We start from the raw sequence: 25,207 nt of genomic DNA, 5'->3' as shown, positions 1-25,207 counted from the left end.
TCCTCAGCCACCATGGCTTGAGTAATACCCGGTTTTTCGGAGCGCTTTACGGCTTCCTTACGGAATTCTTCAGTGTAAGCGTGGTTCTTTTTTCTTCCCATCATAATTGTCCTCTATTTCAGTGAGTATAACTAATTTAGAGTGGCTACTTTTCGTGGGGAACACGGGGAGTTTTTAAGTAAACTATGCTTTAAAGAGAGCCGAGAAAACTCTGTAACTTGAAGAACGTAAAAATGGAGATTAAGTTATATACTCGCTGTATTTAAAATTGCACAGAAATAAAAGAGTAACTGACATTAGGTCTCGCAGTTGTTTTAACGCTTTTAGTATTACTTTTCGCTAGTATCTAATACGTTAACTTTCTCTTAATCTTTTTTGCCACTTAAGTAACTGTATATTATTTATTCAGTTAGAACTTCCAGATTATGTTGTTTCATTTAATATAGTATGAAGTCAGCACTGGGATCAAATTATTAATTCTGGTTAGTGTTTGAGGTAATTTTTTGATTTAGAAGGGTCTATATTCATAATCCCCACAGGTTTAGCTGTTTTTTTATCGAATGCCCAAATCATAGGTTTTTGGTTATTACCCATTAAAGGAAAAAACGCATAATCTTTTAATGTGCCGTTATGCTTATTTGCGATTAAATCCAATTGTTTTTTTGTTTTTGTATCAAATACTAATTCTTCTAATTGAAGGCTTTTTTTGAAAAATAAGTCTATATGATTTTTAAGAGGTTCAAAGTATTTGGTTCGACTATTTATATCTGGTTGTCCGCCGAAAACTATTTCCATTGCTAAAAATTTCTTTTCATCATCATCCTTGGGGAAATTAATCATTACAAGATCAGGTTTAGAAAAGAAATAGTTTTTAAAGTGTTCAGAAAAAGATGGCTTAGGGTATATGTTACTTACGTTGGTAATTATAAATCTATCATTATTAAAAACAGCATAAGCGGGATGTTTTAAATATAATGAATAAGCACCAAATATGAAAGCTATGAGTTGAATGGCTAAAAGAACATTGATATCAAATTTTAAGTATTTTTTATTATCTTTATAAATGAAAAATACAAGAAATGGACCTAAAATAAGATCTACAAAAATTAACATCCATGCAGTTTTAAAGAATCCACCAAGTTCAGAAAATGAATATGGAAACCAAATATAATAGGCAAATATTAAAAATAATATTATTATTGACTGGCTTATGTATAGATTACGTAAAGCAATTTTATATCTCAATTTTGAATTAACTCAAGTTTTGTAAAGTTTTGAAAATTATTTCAAAGAGAGTAATCCAATTAAAAATTTTATTTTGAGCTAGTCAGATGAAGTGTAGAAATTAACTGAAGAGTAAGATGAGAATTTAATCTATACGGTTTTTGATATTTAATAAGACAAAATTTTTATTTTTTTACGTACTTCCAAGGGTCAATATTAATTGTTGTTACATATTTAGCAGATTTTTTATCTAAAACTATGATTGCGTCATTTGTCGTTCCTTCTAATGGAAGGTATGCAAAATCACTTAGTTCTTCACCATATTTATAAACAAATTTATTAGTTTCATGCGATGTTTTGAGATCTGGAAAAAGCATGACTGTGTCTAAACTGGTTTCTATAATATTATCTATATTTAGGTCGTAAGGCTTATATAGATCCGTTCTTTCTTCTAGATCAGGGCCACCACTCATAGACTCATCTAGCAATTGGTTCTTTAATAATGTGTCTTTGGGTAATTCAGCATAGGCTAACTTAGGTTTTGAGATTTTACTAATTTGATATTCTGGATATTTTGAGTTTTCTGGTTTAGCTAGTTGAGCGTTTACTAAGGAAAAACTACCTTTTGCATATGTTATATACACAGGGTGCCCTTGATATAAGTAGTAAATTCCATAACTCAGTGCAGATATTTGTAGCATGGCAATAACAGCTAGATCAAAACGTAAGTTTTTCTTATTTGTGTTAAATACGACAAAGGTAAGTATTGGTCCAATTATTAAATCTATTGTTACTATTAATATTGCCATCTCTTTGAAGCTAGTGATTTCTATAAGCTCTAAGGGGTACCAAAAATAGATAATACCTGTTACAAGTGTAGTTATAATAATAAGACTTATAACTAAGTGAATTAACATGGCTTTTAACTTGCTGTGGATCATAGTGTTATCTTTAATTATTTATGTTTATGTCTTATTTTAAATCTAAGTAAATTAATCTAAGCTTAAAATTAATATTTAACGACATGTTTTAGGTCTGTATTTTGCAGAAACATTTGATGCAATTCCACAATCCCAGGTTATTATTCCTGAGGCCGCTAAAGTAGGAGTCATGGTCAGAGTCCCATTTGCTATTCCAGCGCTTACTGCTCCAGCTGAATTCATTGTAGCGGTCATCACTCCATCCGTAATGGCGATATTATTAGTATATTTTCCAGCTAACTCATTTGCTGCAGGAATCCCGTTACTATTACTATCTGCGTTTGCAAAACTCCCACTTTGAGAACTTATTTCAGTAATTGTAACTTTTTGTGTGTTCATAAGTACAACCGCTTCTGTCATTTGTGAGCGAGCTATATAGTCTTGATATGCAGGTATAGCAATTGAAGATAATACTCCAATAATTGCGACTACAATCATTAATTCTATTAAAGTAAATCCTTTTTGAAATTGCATTTAATATTCTCCGGGTTATTGAATATATTTGTTAATTTACTTAATTATTTCCTAAAAAAATGGCCCGCATAATATGCGAGCCATTTACTAAAAAAATTTAACTATTAACGACAAGCTTTAGGACGGTATTTTGCAGCAACATCTGCAGCTACACCACAATCCCAGCTGATGATTCCTGATGCATTTAGCGTTGGTGTCATTGTTAAACTACCTGCAGCTATACCAGCACTTACTGTTCCTGCTGCTCCCATTGTAGCAGTCATTACACCATCAGTAATAGCTACAGAAGCAGTGTATTTTCCAGCAATATCCGTTGCTGCTGGTAAACCTTGTACACCGTTATCAGCATTAGTGAAAACACCTTCATCAGCTGCTATTTCAGCGATAGTTGCTTTTTGCGCACTCATAAGAGTAACAGCTTCTGTCATTTGTGAACGTGCAATGTAATCCTGGTAAGCAGGTAGAGCGATAGATGCTAGGATACCGATAATCGCTACAACGATCATTAATTCGATAAGTGTAAAACCTTTTTGTAATTGTTTTTTCATTTTTAAATCTCCAAATTATTTTTATGATTAATACATTAATTAATGTAAGTAAGTTTAATTGTTACTGTTTAGTTCTTATCTTACCCTTTCAATGTTACTCAATTAGGTCTTAACAAAAACTTAACAGGTTGAACAATATGTTCGCTGGTAATATTGCATTTGCCGTGCCAAAAAAATTAATTATCACTTAAGATATTGATTTATAAGTTAAAATAAGTTTTTCTCGTGTTTTGGCATGGTCTTTTATAAGTGTCAATTGTCAGTAATATGTGTCACTTTATGACGGTAAACTGTTAAAACTGACAGGTCATGTCAGTTTATTGACCATTCATCCCTTCGTTTATCCATTCCTTGGTATGGAAGATAGAAATATTACCTTGATATAATTCCCTGATACTTATTTATCTGGGAGGAGATAGTATGGAAATACTTACGGTGGTGCTGTTATGGGCATTTGGTTTAGCGGTCGTGCTAGGCTTCTTTGCAACTAAAACTAACTTTTGTACCATGGGTGCGGTATCTGACGTTGTTAATATTGGAGATACTGGCCGTATGCGCTCCTGGGTGTTCGCTATAGGCTTGGCAATCCTTGGTGTGATGGGCTTATCTTTATTAGGTCTCACCGATACCTCTTTAATTGCGAATAACGATACAGCGAACCCTCCTTATCTTACTGCTAACTTTGCGTGGCCTAGGCATATTCTCGGTGGTTTGATTTTTGGTATTGGCATGACTTTAGGTTCTGGGTGTGGGAATAAAACCCTGGTTAGATTAGGTGGGGGCAATATCAAGTCCATATTTGTGTTTTTCGCTATGGGAGTTACCACCTACTTAATGATTTTCACTAATTTTAGTTACACGGCTTTTTTATCATGGATGGAGCCTGCCTTTATTGATCTCTCATTGAATGATATTGAAAACCAGGGCTTGGGGACGGTGATTGCACATTTCATCGGCACTGATATTGAAAGCACGACCACCATAGTAGCTGTACTACTTGGTGGACTCCTTATTCTTTGGGCTTTTCTTTCGAATGACTTCAGAGATAGCCTAGATAATATCCTAGGTGGTTTTATTGTCGCGTTGGTTGTGGTTACTGCCTGGTGGGTAACAACGGGTGAATTAGGGCAAACGTTACTCGAAGAAGCAGAAATGATGGATGAACAGCCTTTTGCACTTGGCGCGCAATCATTTACTTTTTCACAGCCATCTGGTCATTTCTTGCGTTGGGTTGAAACTGGCTTTTCTTCTTCTTTATATACCTTCGCGTTAATGGCAGCGTTTGGTGTGGTGGTCGGTTCTTTTCTTTATTCTATATTGGCACGAAAGTTTAGATTCGAGTGGTTTGCTAACTGGAAGGACTTTGTCGTTCATATTATTGGTGGACTATTAATGGGAATTGGAGGCGTTCTTGCGATGGGTTGCACTATAGGCCAAGGCGTAACTGGTGCTTCTACATTGGCAATGGGGTCATTCCTGACTTTTTTTGCGATAGTTCTCGGAAGTGCATTAACGATGAAGATTCAATTTTATAAAATGGTATACGAGGAAGAAGCTAGCTTTGGCAAGGCTTTAGTGGCTGGATTGGCAGATATGAAACTGTTGCCGAATAGTTTTCGCAAGCTTGATAAAGTATAGTTTTAAAAAAAATTAAACTTCTTTCAAAAAGCGCTTGAAAGCGGAATTCGGTAGTGTATACTAGCCGCCTTCTTGCAGTGGAGCGATAAACTATATAACGCTTTAAAGTAAGGATACGCTAGATATGGGGCGTTAGCTCAGTCGGTAGAGCAGTTGACTTTTAATCAATTGGTCGAGCGTTCGAATCGCTCACGCCCCACCATATTCTAAAAAGCCCGCAATGTATTAGCGGGCTTTTTTGTGCCTGAAATAACTCTATTTCTCCGATCGTTCTAAAAAAATGCCCTCAAAGTAGGGGGGGTGTACTACTATCAGTCTATTAATGAGTTAATCAATCATAGAAACCTTAATAAAGTTGTTTAGGAGTTGGCATGGCGAAAAAGCGAATGGTTGTAGAGATGGGTATGGGTACCGATCTGCAAGGGCAGGATTACACAAAAGCCGCGGTGCGCGCGCTAAAGGATGCGTTGTGGCATAACTCTTTGACGATTGCACCTGCGTTTGGCTTTGATCGTGAGAAAATGATTATCGAAGTGTCTATTGGGGTAGCCAAGCCAGATCAGGTAGATAAAGACGTAGTGAAAGCGGTTTTACCTTACGGGCAAGCTTCGGTTGACGTTGTTGAAGGTGGTCTGGATATTTTGAGTGATTGTAAAACCAAAACAACGGTAATCGCTAATGCTGGGGTCGTTGTGTACTTGGATTTTGCGGAGGATGCGGCATGAGCCTTCAACGTATTATTTTAGAAATGGGTACAGGTAACGACTTATACGGTGAAGATTACACCAAAGCGGCTATAAGAGCGGTACAGGATGCGCTTCATCATAGTTCTATTACATTGTTTCGGTCGATGGATTTTGACCGAGATGAGATGCAGGTAGAAGTCACAATTGGTACGCAAAATCCTGACTTGGTTAATGTGGACGATGTTGCGGCTCAAATACCTTTTGGAAGCGTCAAGGTTAATACTGTAAAAGGTGGTTTAAATATCGAAGATCCCGTTCAGGAAACCGTTACTGTGATTGCCACGGCTGCAATTGCTGCACGTATCGATATACCGGAAGGTAAATATTCGCTGGTTTAGTATTTATATGGCGTGAGTTCTTCAGGCTATATAAACGGCGTGAGTAAATGAAAACAAATGAATGTGCTCAAGCTAATGAGCTCAATAAAAAAAAGTGCTCCAAAGTAGGGGGGTGTAAAATAAAATTGATTAGATATTCTAAATAGTGCTATTTATATTGTCCTATTTAAACCACGCCTTCAAACGGTAAGATTTCAACGGTATCCCCCTGATTTACTCCACTTGAATCAGCATCAAAGTGTATAAAACAATTCGCAAGGCTCATCGACATTAAAATTCCTGAGCCTTGTTTGCCGGTGCGCTTAACACTGAACTCACCATCAGGAGTTTGTTCAAAGACTCCACGAATATATTCCGTGCGACCTGGGCGTTTTTTGATGTTTTCTTCCGAGGTGGCTTTTAAGAAGATTGGTTTTTGCTGTTTTCCACTAGCAAGATAATTGATCGCAGGCTGCACAAATTGTAAAAAAGTCACCATTACCGCAACTGGATTCCCCGGGAGGCCGAAAAATTTGGCTGATACGTTGTTATGATGAACCGTGCCATACGTCAAAGGTCGGCCAGGTTTCATTGCCAATTTCCAGAAGTGCGTTTCACCCAGTAGTTTCAAGGTGGGTTTAATATAGTCAGCTTCACCGACAGATACGCCACCTGTACTGATGAATATATCAGATTCTTCTGCGGCTTTTTTAAATGCGTCTTGAATGTCTTTTTCGGTATCAGGGATCACACCTAAATCGATGATTTCGGCATCCAGATTTTTTAACATTGCAAACAAGGTGTAACGATTGCTGTCGTAAATCTCACCTTCTTTTAATTCTTCACCTATTGAGCGTAATTCATCTCCAGTTGAGAAAAAGGCGACTTTGGGTCGAACTAAAACATCTATTTCACCAAAGCCAAGCGATGCGAGTATGCCAATGTCAGCGGCACTGAGTTTTCGGCCTTTATCAAAGATCTTTTTTCCTTGTGCTAAATCTTCGCCAGGGTGACGTACATTTTGTCCTGCTTTATGCTCCGCTTCTAAGCGAATAGTATTGTCATCCAGAGTCTCTACTAATTCTTGAGGAATTACAGTATCCGTTCCAGTTGGCATAACACCGCCCGTCATAATGCGCACAACGGTTCCACTCTGATAAGATTCCGTACTAGGAACGCCTGCAAATGATGCACCTGACACCTTGTAATCTACTGGCGTAGTAGTGGGTAAGTCACTGCCAGCTAATGCGTAACCATCCATCGCAGAATTTGTATGCGGTGGCACATTAATCGGAGAGATAATATCTGTTGCTAGATAACGCTTTAAGCCCTCTCTGACAGGAACTGTTTCGCTTGCACTAATTGGGGTGATTTCGTTCGCGATAATCTGACGAGCTTCATCAACACTAATCGCGTCAACTTCGAAGGCATCTAAACAACTGGCTGGTCTATCTTTCATAGTGTTATCAATTAATTTGTAAGCGGGTTTTCATTTAGCTGAGTAATGTTTTTACAATATAGTCTGCAATTTGCTCAGGATTATTCAAGTCTAAACTATCTATTGGAAAGTCTTTCGATTCTTTATCTTCCACAGCGATAGCAATAATGTTGGGGTCATTAGGGTGCAAATAAGGTTTACCCAATGCTTGTCTATGCAGCTCTATTTTGTTGATTTTAGCTAGTTTGAATCCTTCTACCAATACTAAATCTAAAGAATCCGTTTGTAGATTATCCAGCACATCTTGTAGTTCAGGTTCTTTGGTAGAGTCCGCTTTTTCGATGATTAAAGCTGTTCGGTATCGAGAGGCCAAAATCATCTGATCTGCGCCAGATTTACGCAGTACGTAGCTGTCTTTGCCGGGCTTATCAATATCAATATTATGATGAGTATGCTTGATAACACCAATGCGGTGTCCCTTTGCCCTTAATAAAGGAATGATCTGGCTAAGTAATGTTGTTTTACCTGTTCCGCTAAACGCCGCAAAACCAAGCATAGGTAAGTGAAACTCAACCATTTTGAGGTTTACCTTGCTGTTGCTGATGTTGTTGTTGACGCTGTTCTTCAGTATTTACATTAAAGAAAACTTCCGGTTTGTCTGAAAAATCGGCAGTGGCCATCGGGTGTTGTGCATACCACAAGTCTATTTTACGGTCACCGTTTGCAAGAAAACCTTCAAGACTTTCAATCAATGAAGTGGGGATAAGTGCATGCACAGGTTGTAATCTTTTGCCGTCGTGAGCTACTACAATATTATTATTCTGTACTTCGCTGATAAGTCTTGAGACTAAATCATCCGGTAAATCTGGTCCGTCGCATGGTAGCGTTAGTATGTAATCTGTGTTGCAGGTTTTCATCCCCGTTAAAAAGCCCGCTAAAGGACCTTGGAAATCACTTAATTCATCAGAAATTACGGGGTGCTTGAATTTCGCGTATTCATCCTGATTACGATTCGCATTAATGATGATTTGGCCTACTTGAGGCTCTATTTTTTCTAAAACATGCTCAATCAATGGTTTGTTTTGGTAGTCAACTAAGCCTTTGTCTTGTCCACCTAAGCGACTCCCTTTTCCACCAGCTAGAATTACAGCAGTTATTTGATTTTTATTTATCGTCATTGTTTACTATCTTATTTGTTATCTTGTGATGAAAAGTTTGTGCTTTTATTGTTGGGGAATAAAGTCACGTTCTTGTTAGATTGTAGTAGGGAATCATTAAATAAAGTATCGTCATTTTGATCGTTTACTGTATCTGTGGATTTCGTTTCTTCAAACTCAGACACATATCCATCTTCAATGAGCAATCGGTGATTCATGATTCGATGAAAATGATTTGGGTCATGGCTGGCAATATAAAGCGCGGTGCCAGAATCAATAAACGTCGACAGGAAGGTCTCGGTTCTAAGTCGGTGTTCTGTGTCCATGTTTGCCGTTGGCTCATCAAGCAGTAATACCGCAGGCTGTTTAATCCAAGCTTGTGCCAAAGCTACGCGTTGTCTTTCTCCGCCAGATAAGCATTTTGCTTGGGTGTCGCTGCGGTGTTCTAGTTCAGCCCACTTAAGTGCATTATCTATGATGTCTTTATTTTGTTTTTTATCTAAGGCGTAAGTCAGATTTTGCCTAACGGTTCCGTCAAACATATAGGGCTCTTGATAAAAGTACATCACATCATTGCCCAGTGCTTTGCGGTACTTGTTCCAGTTAAGGTTATGCAGCCCTGTATTGATCAAACCAGAGTCAGGTTTCAATAGTCCGCCCATAATCCGGAGCAGGGTAGATTTTCCGCAACCATTTTTACCTGTGATTAGCGTGCACTCGCCACCTTTTAAACTCAAACTAATATCATTGAGGATCGCTTTGGTGTTTTTGCCTTTACCGTATGTTTTTACGATATTCGTATATTCAAGACGAACAGGTCTAGAGATCTTGTTCATTGATGTTTTTTGCCATGGCTTTTTGAGTCATTGATAGTTTAGTCGCGGATATTTTAATCACGAACGACAGTTCCTTTTCCTTGCATATAATGCAAACCAATTGTTAAGAAGAAGGCTAGCGAGATTAATATGATACCTAAAGCAATACCTTGTGCAAATTCACCTTTACTGGTTTCAAGAGCAATGGCAGTTGGTATGTTACGAGTATAATGCAGTATGTTTCCACCAAGCATCATTGAAGCGCCAACTTCCGCAATAATTCTGCCATAACCTGCCAGTAAAGCACCAAATAAAGCGAAGCGTACTTCGCGCATTACGATAAAAAATGCATTGAAAGGATTTGCGGCGAGTGTTTTTGCCGTATCCCACGCGCGTTTTTCAATCGATTGAAAGGCACTATGACTCATCGCGACTAAAATAGGAAAGCATAAAGCAATCTGTCCCAGAACCATGGCGGTTTGGGTGAAGAGTAAGCGCCACTCTCCTAATGGCCCCTGACGCGATAAAAGGATATATAGAGTAAGTCCAACGACAACCGCAGGCACTGCCAGCATAGTGTTGAATATTGAGACTAAAAGTCGCCGACCAGGGAAATTATAGTAAGCCAGTATAAATCCGATCAGAATTGCTGGCACCATTGCTATAAGTATCGCTATGGTGGATATTTGAAAGGAGATGCCGATAATATTCCAAATATCGGCATCTCCAGATAGCAAGAGTTTTACAGCATCAACTGTGGTACTTGCTAGTGATTGCATGTGATCTTATTTTTTAACGGTTTCATTTTTTGCCATGGTATCTGCATTTGGAACAAACAGAACCTCGTCGGCTACTTTAAAATCACCAATAAGCTTTTGTCCTTTCTCTGAAGTGATCCATTTTATCAGAGCATCGTCGCCCGCAATATTAACATCAGGGTATTTTTCTGGGTTAATCGCAATAATGCCGTAAGGGTTAAATAAAGTCTCATCGCCTTCAAATACAATTTTAGATGCGAGCTTGTCTTTATATGCCAGCCAAGTGCCGCGGTCAGTCATTGTATAAGCGCCCATTTCATCGGCCATTTGCAATACTTTTCCCATACCTTGGCCTGCTTCTACGTACCAGGTATCAGTTTTAGAGTTTGGTTGGTATTTGCTGCTTTTCCATAGTGATAGTTCTTTCTTGTTTGTTCCAGAATCATCACCACGAGAAACGAAGCGCATTTTGTTGCTAGCAACATTGTTTAGTACATCGCCTACGTTCTTTGCGTCTTTATATAATTCCTGATCTGTTGCAGGACCAACAATAACAAAGTCGTTGTACATCACAGGGTAACGTTTTACACCGTAACCTTCTTCAACAAATTTTTTCTCTGCGTTTAAAGCATGTACCAAAAGAATATCAACATCGCCGTCACGTCCCATTCTTAATGCTTTACCTGTGCCAACAGAGATTACATGAACTTTATAACCTGTATCTTTTTCGAACTCAGGAAGTAAATAACGAAGTAGTCCGGAATTTTCAGTACTCGTCGTTGTGGCTAAACGAATAAGCTTTGAATCTCCCTCTGTCTTAGAGTAGGCAGTAGATGAGAAAGTTAATGCTGAGAAAATTACCGCTGATAGCAGTAAAAATCGGGTGAACGTTTTCATTAGTTTCGTTAAAAACATCATTAAATTTACCTGGTTAATTGAAAGGAAATAGAATGTTAAAATTTAGCAACATCCATTATGATCATTTAGCAAAATCAGTGCCAAATCTAAAAGGAATGCTGAAAATAATGACTAAATAGGCTAAATATAAGATACATAAAGACTTTTAGATTGCGGTTGTCGAACATAGGCGGCAAATTCACCGTAATTTATATAAGTAAGGCATAAAAATAGGTAAAAAATGTCCCATATTCATTTTAAGAGTGGATTATTTGGGCGTATATTCTCGAGGACGCAATGAGCTCTACATTAGAAGTTATAGATAACCCAGAAAGTCAGGCAATAGAAAGCAATGAGAAACCTTTAAGTTTTAAGCGGAATTCAGTACTGATACTGGATGACGAGCAGGGTATACGAAACTTTCTGCAAAAAGGCCTGGAAAAAGTATTTGGCTTGGTAGAAGTTGCAGAGGATGTTGAGGAAGCCGAAGCACTAAGACAGCGTTGTAACTTTGATTTGATCATCTCTGATATTCGCCTACCCGGAAAGTCAGGCGTTGACTGGGTAACCGAAATTCGAAGTCAGGGCAGTACCACGTCGGTCATTTTTATTACGGCGCATGCCAGTCTCGAAACTGCTATAGCTGCATTACGGGTGGGCGCGAGTGATTTTATTATGAAGCCATTTCGCATGGACCAAATGATGGCATCAATAGAAAGTTGCATGGCACACCAGCAGATGCAAAGAGAAAATATCGTGTTGAAACGCCAGGTAGATCAACTCTACGATAGCGGCATGATTGGTGATTGCGACACGATGAAAAGCGTCTGCGAGGTCATTAAAAGAATAGCGCCGATGCCAACCACCGTGTTAATTGGAGGCGAATCGGGTACAGGTAAAGAATTGGCCGCCAGAGCTCTGCATCGTTGGAGTGGTCGAAAAGGCAGTTTTGTTCCTGTTAACTGTGGTGCAATCACAGAAGAGTTAATGGAGAGCGAATTCTTCGGCCATACCAAAGGTGCATTTACGGGGGCGCAAAAAACCCGCGAAGGTTTATTCACCTATGCCAATAACGGCACCTTATTTTTAGATGAAATCGGTGAGATGCCGATGTCGATGCAAGTGCATCTATTAAGGGTTTTAGAAGAAAAAGTCATTCGGCCTGTGGGTTCTAATCGTCAAATTCCTGTGGACGTTCGAATCATCGCTGCGAGCAACAGAGATTTAGAAGAAGAAGTCGAAAAAGGTAATTTCCGACAAGACCTGTATTACCGATTAAATGTGGTTAACGTTCGCATGCCACCGTTGCGTGAGAGAATGGATGATATACCTGCGCTGGTTCAACACTTTTCTCAAACCTTATCTTCAGATTTAGGGGTGGATGCTCAAACAATATCCGGTGAAGACTTACATCAGATGCGCGATTACCACTGGCCAGGAAATATTCGCGAATTGCGAAACGTTATAGAGCGCTGTTTGTTACTAAACCTGAAGCCAGGGCAATGCATTTCTGCTGAAGCAGGAGAGAGCTCTCCAGCCGGTTCTGTAAGTAACAGTGCACTTTTGGAAGATATTGAAAAAAATCACATTCTTAAAGTGCTTGAAAGCGAAGACGGAAATAAATCTGCAGCGGCCAGAATTTTAGGGGTTTCTAGAAAAACGCTGGAGCGTAAAGTAAAAGCCTGGAACGAACTTTGATTTATGGGCTTTATCGGTAACATTCAACGGGCTGTTCGCCATAAAGTAAGATACAAATTATTACTGCTCGTTTTGTTCCCAATATTATTGATCATGCCAGTCGCATTAGGGCTGGCTATTTATTGGGGTAAGAACTTTACCTACGAACAATTATTTCTCAAAGTCAGCACTGACCTTGCTGTTTCTCATGATGCGTTTAACCGCATCCAAGGGGATTATTTAAACCACTTAACCAGTCTGGCCGAATCTCATCAATTTCGCACAGCCTTAGAATCGGGAAATCAGTCATCTGTTTTCGAACAGGTTAAGGCGTTAAAAGATAAGCAAAATTTTTCTTTCCTCAAGGTTATTTCAACAGAAAATGATCAGCAAAATATTTTAAAAAGCAGGAGAAACTCTTCTAGCTTATTAAACGCATTAAAAGGCCATGAAAGTGTGGGGGTGGAAATTTATTCACCAGAAGAGTTACAGGCAGAAGATCCAGAACTTCAAAAACGCGTTGAACTTCCCATTTTACAAACCCCAAGAGCGAGACCAAGCAATCGGACTCAAGAACAGCGGGCAATGGTGATTCGCGCGCTTTACCCCGTTAAAGATTCACGAGGTGAAGTGGTAGCACTGTTAGATGGTGGTGTGTTACTCAACGGTAATTTCCAATTTGTTGATGCTATACGTGATCTCGCCTATGGACCCAATAGCTTACCCAAAGGCAGTATCGGAACGGTTACCGTTTTTATCGATGACGTAAGAATTTCAACCAATGTGCCTCTGAATGAAGGTGAGCGTGCGCTTGGTACGCGCGTATCCAATGAAGTGAGAACCAAAGTATTAGATAACGGCTCAACCTGGATAGACCGCGCCTTTGTAGTAAACGATTGGTACGTCTCTTCCTATGAGCCGATTGTAGATGTAGATGGCAAAAGAGTCGGAATGCTCTACGCAGGCTTTCTGGAAAAACCCTTTCGTGATGAACTCTGGAATGCATTGCTAGCCCTTGTCTTGATGTTTCTTGCCCTGATGTTAGTGTCCGCGTGGGCTGCTATTCGTGGTGCCCGCAGAATTTTCAAACCCATCGAAAAAATGAGTAATGTGGTGCATGCGACCCAAGAGGGAAGCGCTAAGCGTGTGGGGTTGATTACGTCAAAAGACGAGCTTGGGACACTCTCGCGAGAATTTGACGATATGCTCGATCAATTGCAGCTGCGCAATCAAGAAATACAGGAATGGGCAGATTCACTGGAAGATAAAGTAGAAAGTCGCACGGCAGAATTGAAGCAAAAGAATCAGGATTTGGAAAACAGCATCCAGTTACTGCGACAAACACGTCAACAATTAGTGGTTGCAGAAAAACTGGCCGCTCTGGGTGAGTTGACCGCAGGTGTAGCCCATGAAATTAATAATCCGACGGCTGTCATGCTGGGTAATCTGGATCTTATGGTGGTTGAATTAGGCGATAACGCTAAACCGGTGCAGAAAGAAATAGACTTGGTTATCGACCAAATCTACCGGATTAAAGACATTATCAATCGATTGCTGCAGTACGCACACCCAGATGAGTATTCTGGCTACATCAATATGATCGATGTTAATTCCTTGATAAAAGATACGCTGAAGTTGGTTAATCACTTGAATCAGGGCAAGTCGATTGAATTTAAGATGGACTTTGAGGCGACTCAGCTGATAGAAATAAACTCTCAAGAGTTGCAGCAAGTGTTGGTGAATTTGCTGGTAAATGCAATTCACGCCTTAGACAGAGACGACGCGCAAATTACCCTTGCTTCCCGTAACTGGAAGGACAAAGGGGTCGTTATTAGTGTTACCGATAATGGTAAGGGGATCGATAAAGAACATCTTGCGCAGATTTTTAACCCATTCTTTAGTACTAAAGAACAAGGCGAAGGGACCGGGTTAGGTTTATCCATTAGTTATGGATTAGTGCGTCGTTTTGGTGGAAATATCACCGCAGAATCTGAGCTGGGTAAAGGTTCTACGTTTTCCGTTTGGTTGCTAACTGAACCTCAAATCATGGAAGATGAAGAGGCAATCGCAGAGCAATTAAGCATCATCGAAGAAGCAACAATCTAGATCTGTATTTACTGTACTCACTGCTTGCTGTATTTGCTGATCAATTCAGAAATTAAGGCATTATGAGTTTCATCGGCGAATGTCTTTGGTGTTAAGCCTTCTTTATTTGCGATGCTCAACTGTTTTTTACTGCCTTTCTCTAACAGTGTTTTGACAACTGCTGGGTGCTCATTATAAATCGCCAACATCAATGCAGTATTTCCGTGGTTGTTTTGTAATGTCGTATCAGCGCCAAATGCAATAAGTTGGCGCACTACGAGATTGTGATTACGAGAAGCAGCAATCATCAATGGGTCATAACCGTTGTAATCTCGCACTGAGATATCAGCTCCCAGTTCGATTAGCATCGCTGTTATCGCAGTGTGGCCATACTGTGCAGCAATGATTAAAGGTGTTGATTTTTGAAAGTTTCGCGCTTCAATATCAGCATCATACGACAATAACAATGCTGTCATATCTACTTTTCCTGAGTTTACTGCTGCCAGTAATGGTGTTTCATCGTTATAGCCTTTGGCATTAACATCGACACCTTTGGCGAGTAAGTCTTTAACCTTCTCGATATCCCCTTCATAGGCGCTGATTAACAGCATTTCCTCGCTTTCTGAATTATCAATTGCGTTAACACTTACCGCGGTAAATAGCAGTAAGAAAGCCACAAGAGCAAATCTGGCGTTGAGATGTTTGGAAAGTTTGAGAGACGTTGACATAATAATAATCCTTTTATTGGCTGTTACTTTTTTTCGTAACATTTGCCGGAACACTCACAAAATCACCATGAAAATCGGGGTTCTGCCAGTCAGCGCTATCCGCTAGCTTGTTTTTATCGGGTTTAATTCTAGAGATGTAATCAGAGACTGCGCGAATATCAGCATCTGAGAAAGCGGCAATTCTCTTTTCCATTTTTTTATCACCATTCTTACGCAATCCGTCCTTTATCCATAACGTTTGGCGAAATAAATATTCGTAATGCTGACCCTGCAATAGAGGATAACCCTTTTCATTATTACCTTCTGCGTGTTTGCCATGGCAACTTTCGCATTGGCTGGTATAGAGCTTTTTGCCTTTATCCAAATCATCGCCTTGTCCCACTGAGTTCTTCGGTGTCATGGGGAGCGTCGCGATATAACTTACAACATCAGCTACATGTTGATGGCCTTTATCAAAAATCTCATCGGAAAACGGAATCATCGTAGGTACCGCTCGATTACCCGACTTGATATCGATTAACTGTTTAATGAGAACGTTGGGGTGTTGTCCTGACAATTGTGGGTAATTGCCTTCCTCTGATCCCCAGCCTTCGGGTGTATGGCACAAGGCACAGGTATGAAAAGCGTCTTTGCCTTTTTTAGCGTCGCCTTTTAGTGCCCCTACTGATGCTACGGACGGTTTAGCAATTAATGGAGCCGCAACTGCAAAACTGATAAAGAATTGACTGATAAGACCCGTCAATATAATGCGAACAAGCAAATGCTTAATGTGAATGTTTGATTTCATGTATGCCCCGTTTTTTGCTTTTTATTTTTTTAAGCCAATTGTTTAATCATTCATTAAGTCAAAAAATAAACTCAATGGATAAACTGGTAGCTAGGTTAATAGTATAGATAACCTATCAACAAGTAGTGTGAGATTAACAAGTGGTTGATCTAACGCAAGTAAATATACGCATTCGCGTTATCAAGAGGATGATAAATGATTTGCCCTGATCTGGGTAGTTGAAAAAAAACGCCTCAAAGTAGGGGGGTGGCTTAGGTTGTTGTGTAAATCAGATTTGGGTGGTGTAAATACCACCCAAATCATTAAAGCAAATGTAACTCTCTAAAACAGGCTATTAAACACGCTCAGAAAATAAAGCGACCAGCTTATCCTGATCGGCAGCAAATCCGCGAATACCTTGCGCGAGTTTTTCAGTTGCCATCGCATCTTCATTCATCATCCAGCGGAACGTTGTTTCATCCAGTTCGACTTTTTCTTGGGCTTCGCCAGTATTCTCTGGGTCTAGTTGCTTAACTAGCGTTCCTTGATCTTCGCGTAATTCTTCAAGGAAATTTGGGCCGATGGTTAAATAATCACAACCTGCTAACGCTTCGATTTCTCCGCTGTTACGGAAACTCGCGCCCATCACAATCGTGTTGTAGTCATGTTGTTTGTAATAGTTATATATTTTAGTGACAGACACTACGCCCGGGTCTTCACTCGGTACGAATTCCTGTTGCTCACCGTTGGCTTTATACCAATCAAGAATACGGCCGACAAAAGGTGAGATTAAGAATACCTTTGCCTCCGCACAGGCAACGGCCTGAGCAAAACCAAATAACAAGGTTAGGTTGCAGTTAATACCTTCCTGTTCCAGTTGGCGCGCCGCTTGAATGCCTTCCCAAGTCGATGCGATTTTGATCAATACACGATCTTTAGCCACACCTTGTGCTTCGTATAAGCTAATCAACTTTTTCGCTTTAGCAATTGTTGCTTCAGTATCAAAAGAAAGACGTGCATCAACTTCTGTGGATACACGACCAGGAATCACTTTCAAAATCTCACAACCAATAGCGACACCAAACTTGTCCATAGCATCGTCTATTTTGCTGTCACTGGCAGAACCTTCCGCGGTGCTCAATGCCTGATCGATATAACTCGAATAGTCCGCATCTTGTGCAACTTTCAACAATAACGAAGGATTTGTCGTCGCATCCTGTGGTTTGTATTCTTTTATCGCCGCCAGGTCGCCAGTATCAGCAACAACGACAGTCATTTCTCTTAATTGGTCGAGTTTATTCACTTCTTCTCCTTTGTATCTTAAACGCAATGTAAGGCTGATTGCATTGTGATGGTTGATTTTATTATTCGCTGTAATTGTAATCGATTAATACTTTATTGTTACATAAGCCTCACAGTCTGGCGAATATCTAATACTAATTATTCGAAGCATCAACAATCTGGATGTCCGCACACTATGCATTAGTACCTACAGCACGTTTAAAATCCCTAATTACCTAGGTTTATTAAACGGATGTTTCGTGAAGTTATCTAAAGTATGAATAAAAAAGTGCCTGAAAGTAGGGGGGTGTACAATAGACACACACCAAACAACAAACGGCTACTGTAATGACCCCAACCCAATTGAACAATTTCAAACAAAGATTACTTAAACTGCAGCAAGGTCTGCATGAATTAGAAGAAGAATTTGCTCAATCTGGCGAGACTGTCATTCTTGATCAAAACAGTGTGGGTCGGCTTTCGCGGATGGATGCAATGCAAAGCCAGCAAATGTCATTGGAAGCCTCGCGTCGTCGGGAAATGCAGGCGGATAACATTGAAGGTGGTTTACGCCGCATTGAATCGGGACAATACGGCTTTTGTTTCTATTGTGAAGAAGCCATCGATATCAAACGCTTAGATGTTGACCCGACCTATACACGCTGCTTAAAATGCGCCGATTAGAGAAAGGTTTGGGATGAGGGTTAAGCAATAAATTAGCCGCTTTTATTTCAATCTTTCGTTTGGTTTTTTATTGGCTTTCATCAAGATTATGTCTTACATCAAGATTATGTCTCTCATCAAGTTAATGACTTTCAACTAATCCACATCTCAACTCTCATGCTAAAGTATTGTTATTAACTAAACTTAGTAACTAAGCTTAGTAACATTAACGAACTCAGACAATTTCCAATAGAGTATTTGAGCATGAAACAGAATAAAACCAGAACCGTTACCGATAGCATGGGTGAAATAGAAATCCCCGTTGATGCACTCTATGGTGCTCAAACACAACGGGCGATTCAGAATTTCCCACTCAGTGGCATTCCGATGCCGAAAGAATTTATTCAGGCGCTTGGGTTGATAAAAAGCGCGTGCGCGCATGCCAATCATAAGCTGGGTTTACTCGATGTAAACACCGCGCAAGCCATAGAAAAAGCCGCTTTGGAAATTGCATTAGGGCAACACTATGATCAATTCCCTATCGATGTATTTCAAACAGGTTCTGGAACCAGCACCAATATGAATGCCAATGAGGTGATCGCAAATCTCGCGAGCAGTTATTCTGATCAGAAAATTCACCCTAACGATCACGTCAATAAAAGCCAAAGCTCCAACGATGTTATTCCGACCTGCATACATCTCAGTATTGCGCTATCGGTCCATAATAAGCTGTTGCCAGCGCTTGAAATATTGTTACAAAGCATCGATTCAATCGCCACAAAACAAGGCGAATTGATTAAAACTGGGCGTACTCATTTGATGGATGCAATGCCGATAACCGTTGCTCAAGAACTCAGCGCGTGGACATCTCAAATTAACGCACACAAACAGCGTATAACGAATATCGCAGAAGAAATGCAAAGCAATCTAGCTATCGGCGGCACTGCCGTAGGCACAGGTATCAATGCGCACCCTGATTTCGGGAAACTGGTTGCTAACTACTTATCAGAATTTACATCGCGCCAATTTCAACAAGCTGAAAATACTTTTCGAGGTTTAAACTCACAAGATACCGCGGTAAGTCTTAGCGGAGAATTCAAATCACTCGCTACCAGCCTGATGAAAATCAGCAATGATCTGCGCTGGATGAATAGTGGCCCATACGCAGGTTTGGGTGAAATTCAATTAGCTGCCATTCAACCGGGCAGTAGCATCATGCCGGGTAAAGTAAACCCAGTGATACCTGAAGCGGTTTGTATGATCGCGGCCCAAGTCATAGGTAACGATGCTGCACTAACTATCGCAGGGCAATCCGGTAATTTTCAGTTGAATGTTATGTTGCCACTGGTTGGCTACAATCTTCAGCAAAGTGTCGATATTCTCGCATCGGGTTCGAAGGAGCTTGGCCAGACCAGTATTGCTAATATGCACTACAAGCAAGAAAAGTTAGCGCAAACACTGGCGCAAAATCCTATCCTGATAACCGCTTTAAATTCTGTTATTGGTTACGAAAAAGGTGCGGCAATCGTCAAGCGCACCAATGCCGAACAACGCCCGTTAATTGACGTCGCATTAGAGATGACGGATTTAGACAGAGAAACCTTAGAGCGTTTACTCGATCCATCCCAGCTAACCAAGCCAACAGAATAAAAATAAATAAAACGCTGGTTAAGTATTGATAACTTACATTATTTATTCGAAAAAATAGGATAAACTCCACCGAAACTCGCTGTTCAATCATTTTAAGTGAAGCTATATGTTCCCTAGATTTTTATTATTACTACCATTATTTGCCACACACTCACTTTTCGCTTCACCTGATTTTTGTAGTGAGCAACAAGAGCCAAAACCCATCTTCTGTCAGGACTTCGAGCACCGCGAAACCGGTTTATATACCGAAGAAGACCTCGTCGAAGACTGGCCAAATCTGCAAAGTTTAAGCACTAAAGTTCACTTCTTAAACCTTGGGGTAAGTCAAAATCGCGTGAATGTGGTTGATAGAAAAATCGATGAAAACGACAATCACATACTAAAAATAAAATATCCTGAAAACTTATTCGGTTCAGCGCTTACGGGCGCAACCTGGGTGATGAAATTTCCTGAAAAATACGAACAACTCTCGCTCGAATATAAAGTCATGTTCAAAGAAGGCTTTTTATATGACCGCGAAGGACTCTTTGGTGGCAAGCTTCCGGGTCTAATGGGCGGAGAAACCATCAGTGGCGGCGCAACAGCAAACGGAAAAAACGGCTGGACATCTCGCATCATGTGGGGTCAATTAGGTCGCGGACTTGGCTATCTTTACTATCCGGATATGCGCGATGACAAATACAATCAAGACGCTTGCCCACGTTATGGTTTAGATCATGAACTCTGTGTCATCAAACGCAATAAGTACTTCACTTTCGATGACGACAGCAGCAAAAAATGTCTATCCGAATGGGCCGCAGACGAATTCGAATTCCGTTTTAAAACAGAGCGTTTTTATAAAATAAAACAGTTTATTAAAATGAATACCTTGCCTGAGAAAAACACAGATAGCGTTACTACTGAAGATAAAGTTGCTGCCACCGATAAAATTGCAGAGGGTAATCGTGACGGACAACTAAAAATCTGGCTTGACGACAAACTCGTTGTCGATTGCAACAATATACGTTTTCGTGATGTGCCCGAACTCGCTATAGATTCCTTACTCTTCAGTACGTTTTTTGGCGGAAATACGCCAGAAAGCTCATCGCATCCACACGATGAATATATTTACTTTGATGATTTTGTCGTCAGGGAAAATTAGTAACAACAGTTATTATTTGTGTTATTCAGATAGCTATATTAAGCCGCTAATTAAGGGCTTGGCCAAGTCTAATAGCGAATGAAGCCTAGTGCAGGCTTCCCAGCTTTTCTTTGCCACGGCGTGCAGTAATCGACTCACCATAAACACTGACATGTACTGCTTTTATTAATTCCTGAATATCTTCGTCAGTCACAAGCTCCAACTCAACACCTGCCTGCATAAAACCTTCACAGCGATGCTTATCCGCATCAGCGATTTTACCGCCAGCTCTCGCTACAGTCATCGACTCACGCAGCTGTGCTTCAAGGTTTTTAAGGAATTTTTCTTTTATATTGGTCACGTGTTTGTCTCTTGATGTGTTAATTGCTTATCTGATATTTAATTTCAACTAAACGTGAAAAAGTTAGGTCGAAAAGCGTGTTGCAGAAGTGTATAGCAACACGCTGTATTAAGAAACCAAGATAAGAAATCAAGATAAGAAACTCAATCCCGCATCTTTGCTATTCATATTCCCACATAACGCTCTTCTGTTGCTTGATAGATAATCGTAACAGCTCCATCAATGGAAAGGCTCTGGCTTTAGCGCTGACAATCTGTCTTTCGATGGCTTTGCGTTCATCATCAAAAACCTCATCGCCAAACTCCATTGGTTTTTCTGTTTTCGCTTCAGCTTCTATAGAGGCTTCGAGGTGGTCTAGTGCCGCCTGAAGATCTTCAGGATTAATTGCTCCGGGAATATTTCCGGTCATATCCATCGCACGTAGCATTTTTTTCGCCTGATCTTCAAACATGGAAAGCGTTTGACCCGATGTACTACTGAATTTTACTAACATAATAACTTTCTCAAAATAACAAATCGACTAGGTCGGAAAAGTATGGCCTGACAAGATGTGCCATCCGTATTGGCAATCCCAAAAGGCCAGCATACTTTTAAGGTATTAAAACAGTTGGGCTTCCATCCAGAACCGTTTGCATTGCCTGTGTTCCTGCCGTTTTACTGCCTAAACGCGCAGCGGGTTTATTCCCATTATTCATTTTAATCATCGACCCTTTTAAATTTAAGGTGCCTGATGTATTCATATTTAAGATGCCTGATGCCTTAAAATTAATATTGGTTGCCTTAAACTCAATAGTGCCTTGTGTTTCAAAAGTTATATTAGGGCCAATAACCTTTATCTTTTTCGTAAGCGGTTCCAGAGCCTTAATTGTTTTTTGTAACTCTTGAACCTGTTGTTGTAACTTTTGAATAATTTGTGCGTCATTCATTATCAATCTCCCTAATTATCGGTTATTAAACCTACTAAAAATTTCACCTGTTTACGTTGTGTTTTTTAGACAGAATCATTGGGGGGAAGTCATTTGACAGCGGTTTTGATGGGCGCTTTTAATGTCTTTTAAGAGTATAGACTATTTACTTTTGAATGTTTCTTAGATTAGTTTTTAGAGTAGTTCTTAGAATAGACATTAAGCCACCCCCCACCTTTGGGGCACTTTTTTAAAAGAAAGGCTTTAAAGTAGGGGGGTGACATAAACCTATCCAATCGTATCTATTCAATAAAACAACGCTTCAAATTGAGTGATTAAATTTTTACGTTGAAAATTATATATGCTATGTAAATAACTCTCGCTCAAATGATTTATGTGTCGATAAATCATTGATACTTAATCTGATTTTCTCTGCACTAAACTCCCTTAATCTAAACTTAACAAGGACTTAGCGAAATCGATGCCCAAATTTGTATATTTTTCGATTTATACACAAGCAAAAAAGCAAGTATTAAAATGTCATAAAAATGTAACATCCGCTCTTTTTTTGCTTTTCTTGCTTAATTAGTCTCTGTAAGCTATTGAATAATAAGGGCTAATGATGATTGGTTAAAAATTAAGCAATTAGTAAAAATCCTATTTGTGCCGCCCTCCTTAGGATTAATTCATAGTGATATGCACAGACTTATCCACAGATATTGTGGACAAGTTGACGTAAAAAAATAATCAAGTTTTTTATTTTAGGATTGAAGAAAGTTTTCTGAATGCTAATGATCTATTTTAGGATGAGTGGTCTTTTAATCTTGCAATAACGTCCGTGAGTTTTTGTATCAAACGTCTATTCATTTTCTGAAAGCCATTTCAATATATAAGAATATTCTAATAGACTTTCTTTGCGGATGGGTATAAATTTTGTCTGTGGACAGTAAACAGGTGTTTGCTGTTAATAAGGCGAGTTCCCCGAAAAACGAACCTTAGTTTCTTATCTATTCTCATCGCTTAAGGTGAGTGTTTAAATTACGAGAGGTTGATTCAAATGAATATTAATATCGGTAAATATGAACGTGTTATAAGAGTGGTCGCAGGCTTGGTTATTTTAGCCTGGGGTGTTTATGCGAAAAACTGGTGGGGTCTGATTGGTGCTGTTCCGTTATTAACGGGATTAGTTGGCTGGTGTCCACCGTATGCGATGTTTGGTATTAATACCTGTTCAGTGAAAAAGGATAAGTCATCGTCTTAGATTTTTTCTTTCCTAAAGTATTCATAGACCCACCCCCCTACTTATAGGCACTTTTTTAAATAAGTGCCTATAAGTAGGGGGGTGGGTCTACTCTTCTGTTTTAATCTTTTTCTCGTATAACGTATTTAAAACCTACCTTTTTTCATCCGAACGCAAGGTCTTGTAGTATCATTCTTTCAAATGTACACTGCGCGCCGTTAGACGCTATTCAGCGTTCTGTATTTACTCTTAAATTATTTGTTAGCTTTAGTTTCTGGCTAATGAGTGACTCATCCCATTAGGATTCCAATGAAAAAGACTTTTAAGCTAGAACACCCGAAAATCAAAACACCTCGTATCGTCGATTCGATTAAACACGAGATCAAAAAATTCCTGAAAAAAGAACGCAGCAAAAACTTACCGGCTGATGCCAAGTATTGGAGCTTCGATTGCAAAGTTGGCCAAACAGAAGAAACGGCAAACAAAGTACCGTTGTTAGCACTCACCGATAGCATTGATGATTTAGTCGTCAATAATGCGAAAACCATCTACGTGGAGTTAACGGCTAAAGGCGTTGCAACCATTGATGAGAATGATTAAGGAATAGTTTGCTGATGACTGTCTTAAGTCATTTTGTGCTATTTATTTCCGGTAATACTTTGTGGATGACAAGATTGTATTGTCATCTCTGGTTTGGGCGCATAATAATGTTTCCCAAACACCTGCAAACGCTTTCTGCTTTTGCTCTATGTAAAAAAACGCCCCCAAAGTAGGGGGGTGACTTTCTGTTTTTTCTTCAAAAAATAACCCTTCCTAATTTAATAATTGTCAATTACTCCCCTTATCTAAAGCCTTATGCTTTTTTCATGAAAGGTTGCATTTAGCCCTGTGTGGCTTGATTTTTCTATTCTCATTAATCTTGGGGCTTGGGAGTTTTATATGAAAAGTGTTAAACAGATATTGATGGTTTTCGCGCTGGTTTTTGTGGCATTTTCACAAGGCGTGTATGCAGGTTCTGATGGTAAAAAGTTATTCGTAAATATAACCAGTGATGACATTAACAAAGCAGCAATGGCGATTGGCTTTAGCATGAAGGTGCGTATGGAGAAGAAAATTCCGGTGACAATTTTCCTGAATGTTGAAGGCGTAAGAATCGCGGATAAGAATATTCCTGAGCATAAACATTCGACGGGTAAATCATTAAAAGGAATGTTAGCTGATTTTATGCAAGCGGGTGGCAAGGTCATTGTATGCCCTATGTGCATGAAGAATGTTGGCGGTTTGAGTAAAGAAGATCTTATTGACGGCGTGGTTGTAGGCGGTTCGGATGTTACCTGGCCTGCGTTGTTTGCCGATGATACAGTGGTTTTGAGTTACTAATCTAATCTACTCTAATCTAAATTCGAGATATAAAAAAAGCGCTCTTACTCAGCGCTTTTTTTTGGAGAGTTGTTTTTTAACTTGGGCTAACTTATTTTGCGGTACTGAATTTTCTAATTATGATTTAGTTTCCAGCGCTGTATATATTGCTTGCTGGTACTTGTTTATTTTCTATTTCTATTTCTATTTTTTAACTTCTAACTTCTAATTTTTCATTCATCAGGTGGCTGCGTTTAACTTAATAAAAAAGGCAAGTTGAAAGCGACCAAGAAAGTGATAACGACTAAATAAGGGATCATCTCTTCAAGTGTTTCCATGATTTTATTCCTATGTTTTCCTATAAAAGATTCATGTAATAC

27 protein-coding genes and 1 tRNA gene are annotated in these 25,207 nt (G+C 39.5%); 12 read left to right on the top strand and 16 right to left on the bottom strand.

From position 1 onward, the window contains the following. Nucleotides 1-483: 483 nt before the first annotated feature. The 4 genes from OO007_RS18240 to OO007_RS18225 all read right to left on the bottom strand — a co-directional run bounded on the left by OO007_RS18240 (nucleotide 484) and on the right by OO007_RS18225 (nucleotide 3,226). Nucleotides 484-1,245, bottom strand: a complete 762-nt coding sequence (locus tag OO007_RS18240; RefSeq protein WP_325809885.1) for a hypothetical protein — start codon at nucleotides 1,243-1,245, stop codon at nucleotides 484-486. 164 nt (nucleotides 1,246-1,409) lie between these two features. Next, nucleotides 1,410-2,165 carry a TfpX/TfpZ family type IV pilin accessory protein gene (tfpZ, locus tag OO007_RS18235; protein WP_325809884.1) on the bottom strand — a complete coding sequence of 252 codons (756 nt, stop codon included), beginning with the start codon at nucleotides 2,163-2,165 and terminating at the stop codon, nucleotides 1,410-1,412. A 75-nt stretch (nucleotides 2,166-2,240) separates the two neighbouring features. Next, complete coding sequence (locus OO007_RS18230) at nucleotides 2,241-2,678, bottom strand: pilin (RefSeq protein ID WP_325809883.1); 438 nt, start codon at nucleotides 2,676-2,678, stop codon at nucleotides 2,241-2,243. A 104-nt stretch (nucleotides 2,679-2,782) separates the two neighbouring features. Beyond that, nucleotides 2,783-3,226 carry a pilin gene (locus OO007_RS18225; RefSeq protein ID WP_325809882.1) on the bottom strand — a complete coding sequence of 148 codons (444 nt, stop codon included), beginning with the start codon at nucleotides 3,224-3,226 and terminating at the stop codon, nucleotides 2,783-2,785. Nucleotides 3,227-3,646: 420 nt separating this feature from the next. On the opposite strand from OO007_RS18225, the gene OO007_RS18220 reads away from it, so the two are divergent. From OO007_RS18220 to OO007_RS18205, 4 genes are all read left to right on the top strand, one after another. Beyond that, entirely contained in the window at nucleotides 3,647-4,864 is a 1,218-nt protein-coding gene (locus OO007_RS18220; RefSeq protein WP_325809881.1) for a YeeE/YedE family protein, read from the top strand. Between the two features lie 126 nt (nucleotides 4,865-4,990). After that, nucleotides 4,991-5,066 (top strand) — tRNA-Lys (locus OO007_RS18215). Between the two features lie 169 nt (nucleotides 5,067-5,235). After that, on the top strand, nucleotides 5,236-5,589 hold the full coding sequence (locus OO007_RS18210) for a Lin0512 family protein (protein WP_325809880.1): 354 nt from the start codon (nucleotides 5,236-5,238) through the stop codon (nucleotides 5,587-5,589). Further along, nucleotides 5,586-5,948: a Lin0512 family protein gene (locus OO007_RS18205; RefSeq protein WP_325809879.1), complete on the top strand. Its 363-nt coding sequence runs from the start codon at nucleotides 5,586-5,588 to the stop codon at nucleotides 5,946-5,948. Before OO007_RS18210 ends, OO007_RS18205 begins: the two co-directional genes overlap by 4 nt. Before the next feature lie 166 nt (nucleotides 5,949-6,114). Here the strand turns inward: OO007_RS18205 and moeA are convergent, their stop codons facing one another. The 6 genes from moeA to OO007_RS18175 are packed head-to-tail and all read right to left on the bottom strand — an operon-like array spanning nucleotide 6,115 to nucleotide 10,992. Beyond that, nucleotides 6,115-7,386, bottom strand: coding sequence for a molybdopterin molybdotransferase MoeA (gene moeA, locus OO007_RS18200; protein WP_325809878.1), 1,272 nt, complete (start codon nucleotides 7,384-7,386; stop codon nucleotides 6,115-6,117). A 34-nt stretch (nucleotides 7,387-7,420) separates the two neighbouring features. After that, complete coding sequence (mobB, locus tag OO007_RS18195) at nucleotides 7,421-7,942, bottom strand: molybdopterin-guanine dinucleotide biosynthesis protein B (RefSeq protein ID WP_131903994.1); 522 nt, start codon at nucleotides 7,940-7,942, stop codon at nucleotides 7,421-7,423. Beyond that, nucleotides 7,935-8,543, bottom strand: coding sequence for a molybdenum cofactor guanylyltransferase MobA (mobA, locus tag OO007_RS18190; protein WP_325809877.1), 609 nt, complete (start codon nucleotides 8,541-8,543; stop codon nucleotides 7,935-7,937). Before mobA ends, mobB begins: the two co-directional genes overlap by 8 nt. 11 nt (nucleotides 8,544-8,554) lie before the next feature. Continuing rightward, nucleotides 8,555-9,358 carry an ABC transporter ATP-binding protein gene (locus tag OO007_RS18185; RefSeq protein ID WP_325809876.1) on the bottom strand — a complete coding sequence of 268 codons (804 nt, stop codon included), beginning with the start codon at nucleotides 9,356-9,358 and terminating at the stop codon, nucleotides 8,555-8,557. A 53-nt stretch (nucleotides 9,359-9,411) separates the two neighbouring features. Then, a complete protein-coding gene (locus OO007_RS18180) occupies nucleotides 9,412-10,116 on the bottom strand; it encodes an ABC transporter permease (protein WP_325809875.1) in 705 nt (234 codons plus the stop codon). A gap of 6 nt (nucleotides 10,117-10,122) precedes the next feature. Beyond that, nucleotides 10,123-10,992: a substrate-binding domain-containing protein gene (locus OO007_RS18175; protein WP_325809874.1), complete on the bottom strand. Its 870-nt coding sequence runs from the start codon at nucleotides 10,990-10,992 to the stop codon at nucleotides 10,123-10,125. Nucleotides 10,993-11,289: 297 nt separating this feature from the next. Between OO007_RS18175 and OO007_RS18170 the strand changes: the two genes are divergently transcribed. Both OO007_RS18170 and OO007_RS18165 read left to right on the top strand, forming a co-directional pair. Then, entirely contained in the window at nucleotides 11,290-12,690 is a 1,401-nt protein-coding gene (locus tag OO007_RS18170; protein WP_325809873.1) for a sigma-54-dependent transcriptional regulator, read from the top strand. 93 nt (nucleotides 12,691-12,783) lie between these two features. Further along, nucleotides 12,784-14,775 (top strand): sensor histidine kinase, encoded by a 1,992-nt coding sequence (locus OO007_RS18165; RefSeq protein ID WP_325809872.1) that lies wholly within the window; start codon nucleotides 12,784-12,786, stop codon nucleotides 14,773-14,775. 17 nt (nucleotides 14,776-14,792) lie between these two features. Here the strand turns inward: OO007_RS18165 and OO007_RS18160 are convergent, their stop codons facing one another. The 3 genes from OO007_RS18160 to tal form a co-directional block, all read right to left on the bottom strand. Then, nucleotides 14,793-15,482 (bottom strand): ankyrin repeat domain-containing protein, encoded by a 690-nt coding sequence (locus OO007_RS18160; RefSeq protein WP_325809871.1) that lies wholly within the window; start codon nucleotides 15,480-15,482, stop codon nucleotides 14,793-14,795. 13 nt (nucleotides 15,483-15,495) lie between these two features. After that, a complete protein-coding gene (locus OO007_RS18155) occupies nucleotides 15,496-16,269 on the bottom strand; it encodes a c-type cytochrome (protein ID WP_325809870.1) in 774 nt (257 codons plus the stop codon). Between the two features lie 334 nt (nucleotides 16,270-16,603). Then, nucleotides 16,604-17,551 (bottom strand): transaldolase, encoded by a 948-nt coding sequence (gene tal, locus OO007_RS18150; RefSeq protein ID WP_325809869.1) that lies wholly within the window; start codon nucleotides 17,549-17,551, stop codon nucleotides 16,604-16,606. Between the two features lie 326 nt (nucleotides 17,552-17,877). On the opposite strand from tal, the gene OO007_RS18145 reads away from it, so the two are divergent. From OO007_RS18145 to OO007_RS18135, 3 genes are all read left to right on the top strand, one after another. After that, nucleotides 17,878-18,213: a TraR/DksA family transcriptional regulator gene (locus OO007_RS18145; protein WP_325809868.1), complete on the top strand. Its 336-nt coding sequence runs from the start codon at nucleotides 17,878-17,880 to the stop codon at nucleotides 18,211-18,213. A 243-nt stretch (nucleotides 18,214-18,456) separates the two neighbouring features. After that, complete coding sequence (locus OO007_RS18140) at nucleotides 18,457-19,842, top strand: class II fumarate hydratase (RefSeq protein WP_325809867.1); 1,386 nt, start codon at nucleotides 18,457-18,459, stop codon at nucleotides 19,840-19,842. A 106-nt stretch (nucleotides 19,843-19,948) separates the two neighbouring features. Next, on the top strand, nucleotides 19,949-20,983 hold the full coding sequence (locus tag OO007_RS18135) for a polysaccharide lyase (RefSeq protein ID WP_325809866.1): 1,035 nt from the start codon (nucleotides 19,949-19,951) through the stop codon (nucleotides 20,981-20,983). 85 nt (nucleotides 20,984-21,068) lie between these two features. On the opposite strand, the gene OO007_RS18130 is transcribed toward OO007_RS18135, so the two are convergent. The 3 genes from OO007_RS18130 to OO007_RS18120 all read right to left on the bottom strand — a co-directional run bounded on the left by OO007_RS18130 (nucleotide 21,069) and on the right by OO007_RS18120 (nucleotide 22,249). Continuing rightward, nucleotides 21,069-21,323 carry a hypothetical protein gene (locus OO007_RS18130; RefSeq protein ID WP_131903983.1) on the bottom strand — a complete coding sequence of 85 codons (255 nt, stop codon included), beginning with the start codon at nucleotides 21,321-21,323 and terminating at the stop codon, nucleotides 21,069-21,071. Nucleotides 21,324-21,483: 160 nt separating this feature from the next. Next, nucleotides 21,484-21,816, bottom strand: a complete 333-nt coding sequence (locus OO007_RS18125; protein ID WP_131903982.1) for a DUF1840 domain-containing protein — start codon at nucleotides 21,814-21,816, stop codon at nucleotides 21,484-21,486. 97 nt (nucleotides 21,817-21,913) lie between these two features. Further along, entirely contained in the window at nucleotides 21,914-22,249 is a 336-nt protein-coding gene (locus OO007_RS18120) for a hypothetical protein (protein ID WP_325809865.1), read from the bottom strand. 1,036 nt (nucleotides 22,250-23,285) lie between these two features. Between OO007_RS18120 and OO007_RS18115 the strand changes: the two genes are divergently transcribed. The 3 genes from OO007_RS18115 to OO007_RS18105 all read left to right on the top strand — a co-directional run bounded on the left by OO007_RS18115 (nucleotide 23,286) and on the right by OO007_RS18105 (nucleotide 24,848). Next, nucleotides 23,286-23,489, top strand: coding sequence for a YgaP family membrane protein (locus tag OO007_RS18115; RefSeq protein ID WP_325809864.1), 204 nt, complete (start codon nucleotides 23,286-23,288; stop codon nucleotides 23,487-23,489). A 288-nt stretch (nucleotides 23,490-23,777) separates the two neighbouring features. Then, nucleotides 23,778-24,068 (top strand): DUF6172 family protein, encoded by a 291-nt coding sequence (locus tag OO007_RS18110; protein WP_325809863.1) that lies wholly within the window; start codon nucleotides 23,778-23,780, stop codon nucleotides 24,066-24,068. A gap of 339 nt (nucleotides 24,069-24,407) precedes the next feature. Next, nucleotides 24,408-24,848: a DsrE family protein gene (locus OO007_RS18105; protein WP_325809862.1), complete on the top strand. Its 441-nt coding sequence runs from the start codon at nucleotides 24,408-24,410 to the stop codon at nucleotides 24,846-24,848. The last annotated feature ends 359 nt before the right edge of the window (nucleotides 24,849-25,207 follow it).

Origin of the sequence: Cocleimonas sp. KMM 6892 (genome assembly GCF_035798195.1) — a bacterium.
Classification (GTDB): domain Bacteria; phylum Pseudomonadota; class Gammaproteobacteria; order Thiotrichales; family Thiotrichaceae; genus Cocleimonas; species Cocleimonas flava.
Note: the sequence above shows the minus strand (reverse complement) of the source record. Positions and strands in the feature narration are given on the sequence as shown.

What these genes read in the sequence shown, in the direction of transcription:
- OO007_RS18205 (WP_325809879.1), top strand. Translation starts at nt 5,586, where the DNA reads ATGAGCCTTCAACGTATTATTTTAGAAATGGGTACAGGTAACGACTTA.
- OO007_RS18105 (WP_325809862.1), top strand. Translation starts at nt 24,408, where the DNA reads ATGAAAAGTGTTAAACAGATATTGATGGTTTTCGCGCTGGTTTTTGTG.
- OO007_RS18110 (WP_325809863.1), top strand. Translation starts at nt 23,778, where the DNA reads ATGAAAAAGACTTTTAAGCTAGAACACCCGAAAATCAAAACACCTCGT.
- OO007_RS18115 (WP_325809864.1), top strand. Translation starts at nt 23,286, where the DNA reads ATGAATATTAATATCGGTAAATATGAACGTGTTATAAGAGTGGTCGCA.
- OO007_RS18185 (WP_325809876.1), bottom strand. Translation starts at nt 9,358, where the DNA reads ATGAACAAGATCTCTAGACCTGTTCGTCTTGAATATACGAATATCGTA.
- OO007_RS18175 (WP_325809874.1), bottom strand. Translation starts at nt 10,992, where the DNA reads ATGAAAACGTTCACCCGATTTTTACTGCTATCAGCGGTAATTTTCTCA.
- OO007_RS18170 (WP_325809873.1), top strand. Translation starts at nt 11,290, where the DNA reads ATGAGCTCTACATTAGAAGTTATAGATAACCCAGAAAGTCAGGCAATA.
- OO007_RS18120 (WP_325809865.1), bottom strand. Translation starts at nt 22,249, where the DNA reads ATGAATGACGCACAAATTATTCAAAAGTTACAACAACAGGTTCAAGAG.
- tfpZ (WP_325809884.1), bottom strand. Translation starts at nt 2,165, where the DNA reads ATGATCCACAGCAAGTTAAAAGCCATGTTAATTCACTTAGTTATAAGT.
- mobB (WP_131903994.1), bottom strand. Translation starts at nt 7,942, where the DNA reads ATGGTTGAGTTTCACTTACCTATGCTTGGTTTTGCGGCGTTTAGCGGA.
- OO007_RS18155 (WP_325809870.1), bottom strand. Translation starts at nt 16,269, where the DNA reads ATGAAATCAAACATTCACATTAAGCATTTGCTTGTTCGCATTATATTG.
- OO007_RS18210 (WP_325809880.1), top strand. Translation starts at nt 5,236, where the DNA reads ATGGCGAAAAAGCGAATGGTTGTAGAGATGGGTATGGGTACCGATCTG.
- moeA (WP_325809878.1), bottom strand. Translation starts at nt 7,386, where the DNA reads ATGAAAGATAGACCAGCCAGTTGTTTAGATGCCTTCGAAGTTGACGCG.
- OO007_RS18220 (WP_325809881.1), top strand. Translation starts at nt 3,647, where the DNA reads ATGGAAATACTTACGGTGGTGCTGTTATGGGCATTTGGTTTAGCGGTC.
- OO007_RS18140 (WP_325809867.1), top strand. Translation starts at nt 18,457, where the DNA reads ATGAAACAGAATAAAACCAGAACCGTTACCGATAGCATGGGTGAAATA.
- OO007_RS18180 (WP_325809875.1), bottom strand. Translation starts at nt 10,116, where the DNA reads ATGCAATCACTAGCAAGTACCACAGTTGATGCTGTAAAACTCTTGCTA.
- OO007_RS18225 (WP_325809882.1), bottom strand. Translation starts at nt 3,226, where the DNA reads ATGAAAAAACAATTACAAAAAGGTTTTACACTTATCGAATTAATGATC.
- OO007_RS18135 (WP_325809866.1), top strand. Translation starts at nt 19,949, where the DNA reads ATGTTCCCTAGATTTTTATTATTACTACCATTATTTGCCACACACTCA.
- OO007_RS18165 (WP_325809872.1), top strand. Translation starts at nt 12,784, where the DNA reads ATGCCAGTCGCATTAGGGCTGGCTATTTATTGGGGTAAGAACTTTACC.
- OO007_RS18160 (WP_325809871.1), bottom strand. Translation starts at nt 15,482, where the DNA reads ATGTCAACGTCTCTCAAACTTTCCAAACATCTCAACGCCAGATTTGCT.
- OO007_RS18230 (WP_325809883.1), bottom strand. Translation starts at nt 2,678, where the DNA reads ATGCAATTTCAAAAAGGATTTACTTTAATAGAATTAATGATTGTAGTC.
- OO007_RS18145 (WP_325809868.1), top strand. Translation starts at nt 17,878, where the DNA reads ATGACCCCAACCCAATTGAACAATTTCAAACAAAGATTACTTAAACTG.
- mobA (WP_325809877.1), bottom strand. Translation starts at nt 8,543, where the DNA reads ATGACGATAAATAAAAATCAAATAACTGCTGTAATTCTAGCTGGTGGA.
- OO007_RS18125 (WP_131903982.1), bottom strand. Translation starts at nt 21,816, where the DNA reads ATGTTAGTAAAATTCAGTAGTACATCGGGTCAAACGCTTTCCATGTTT.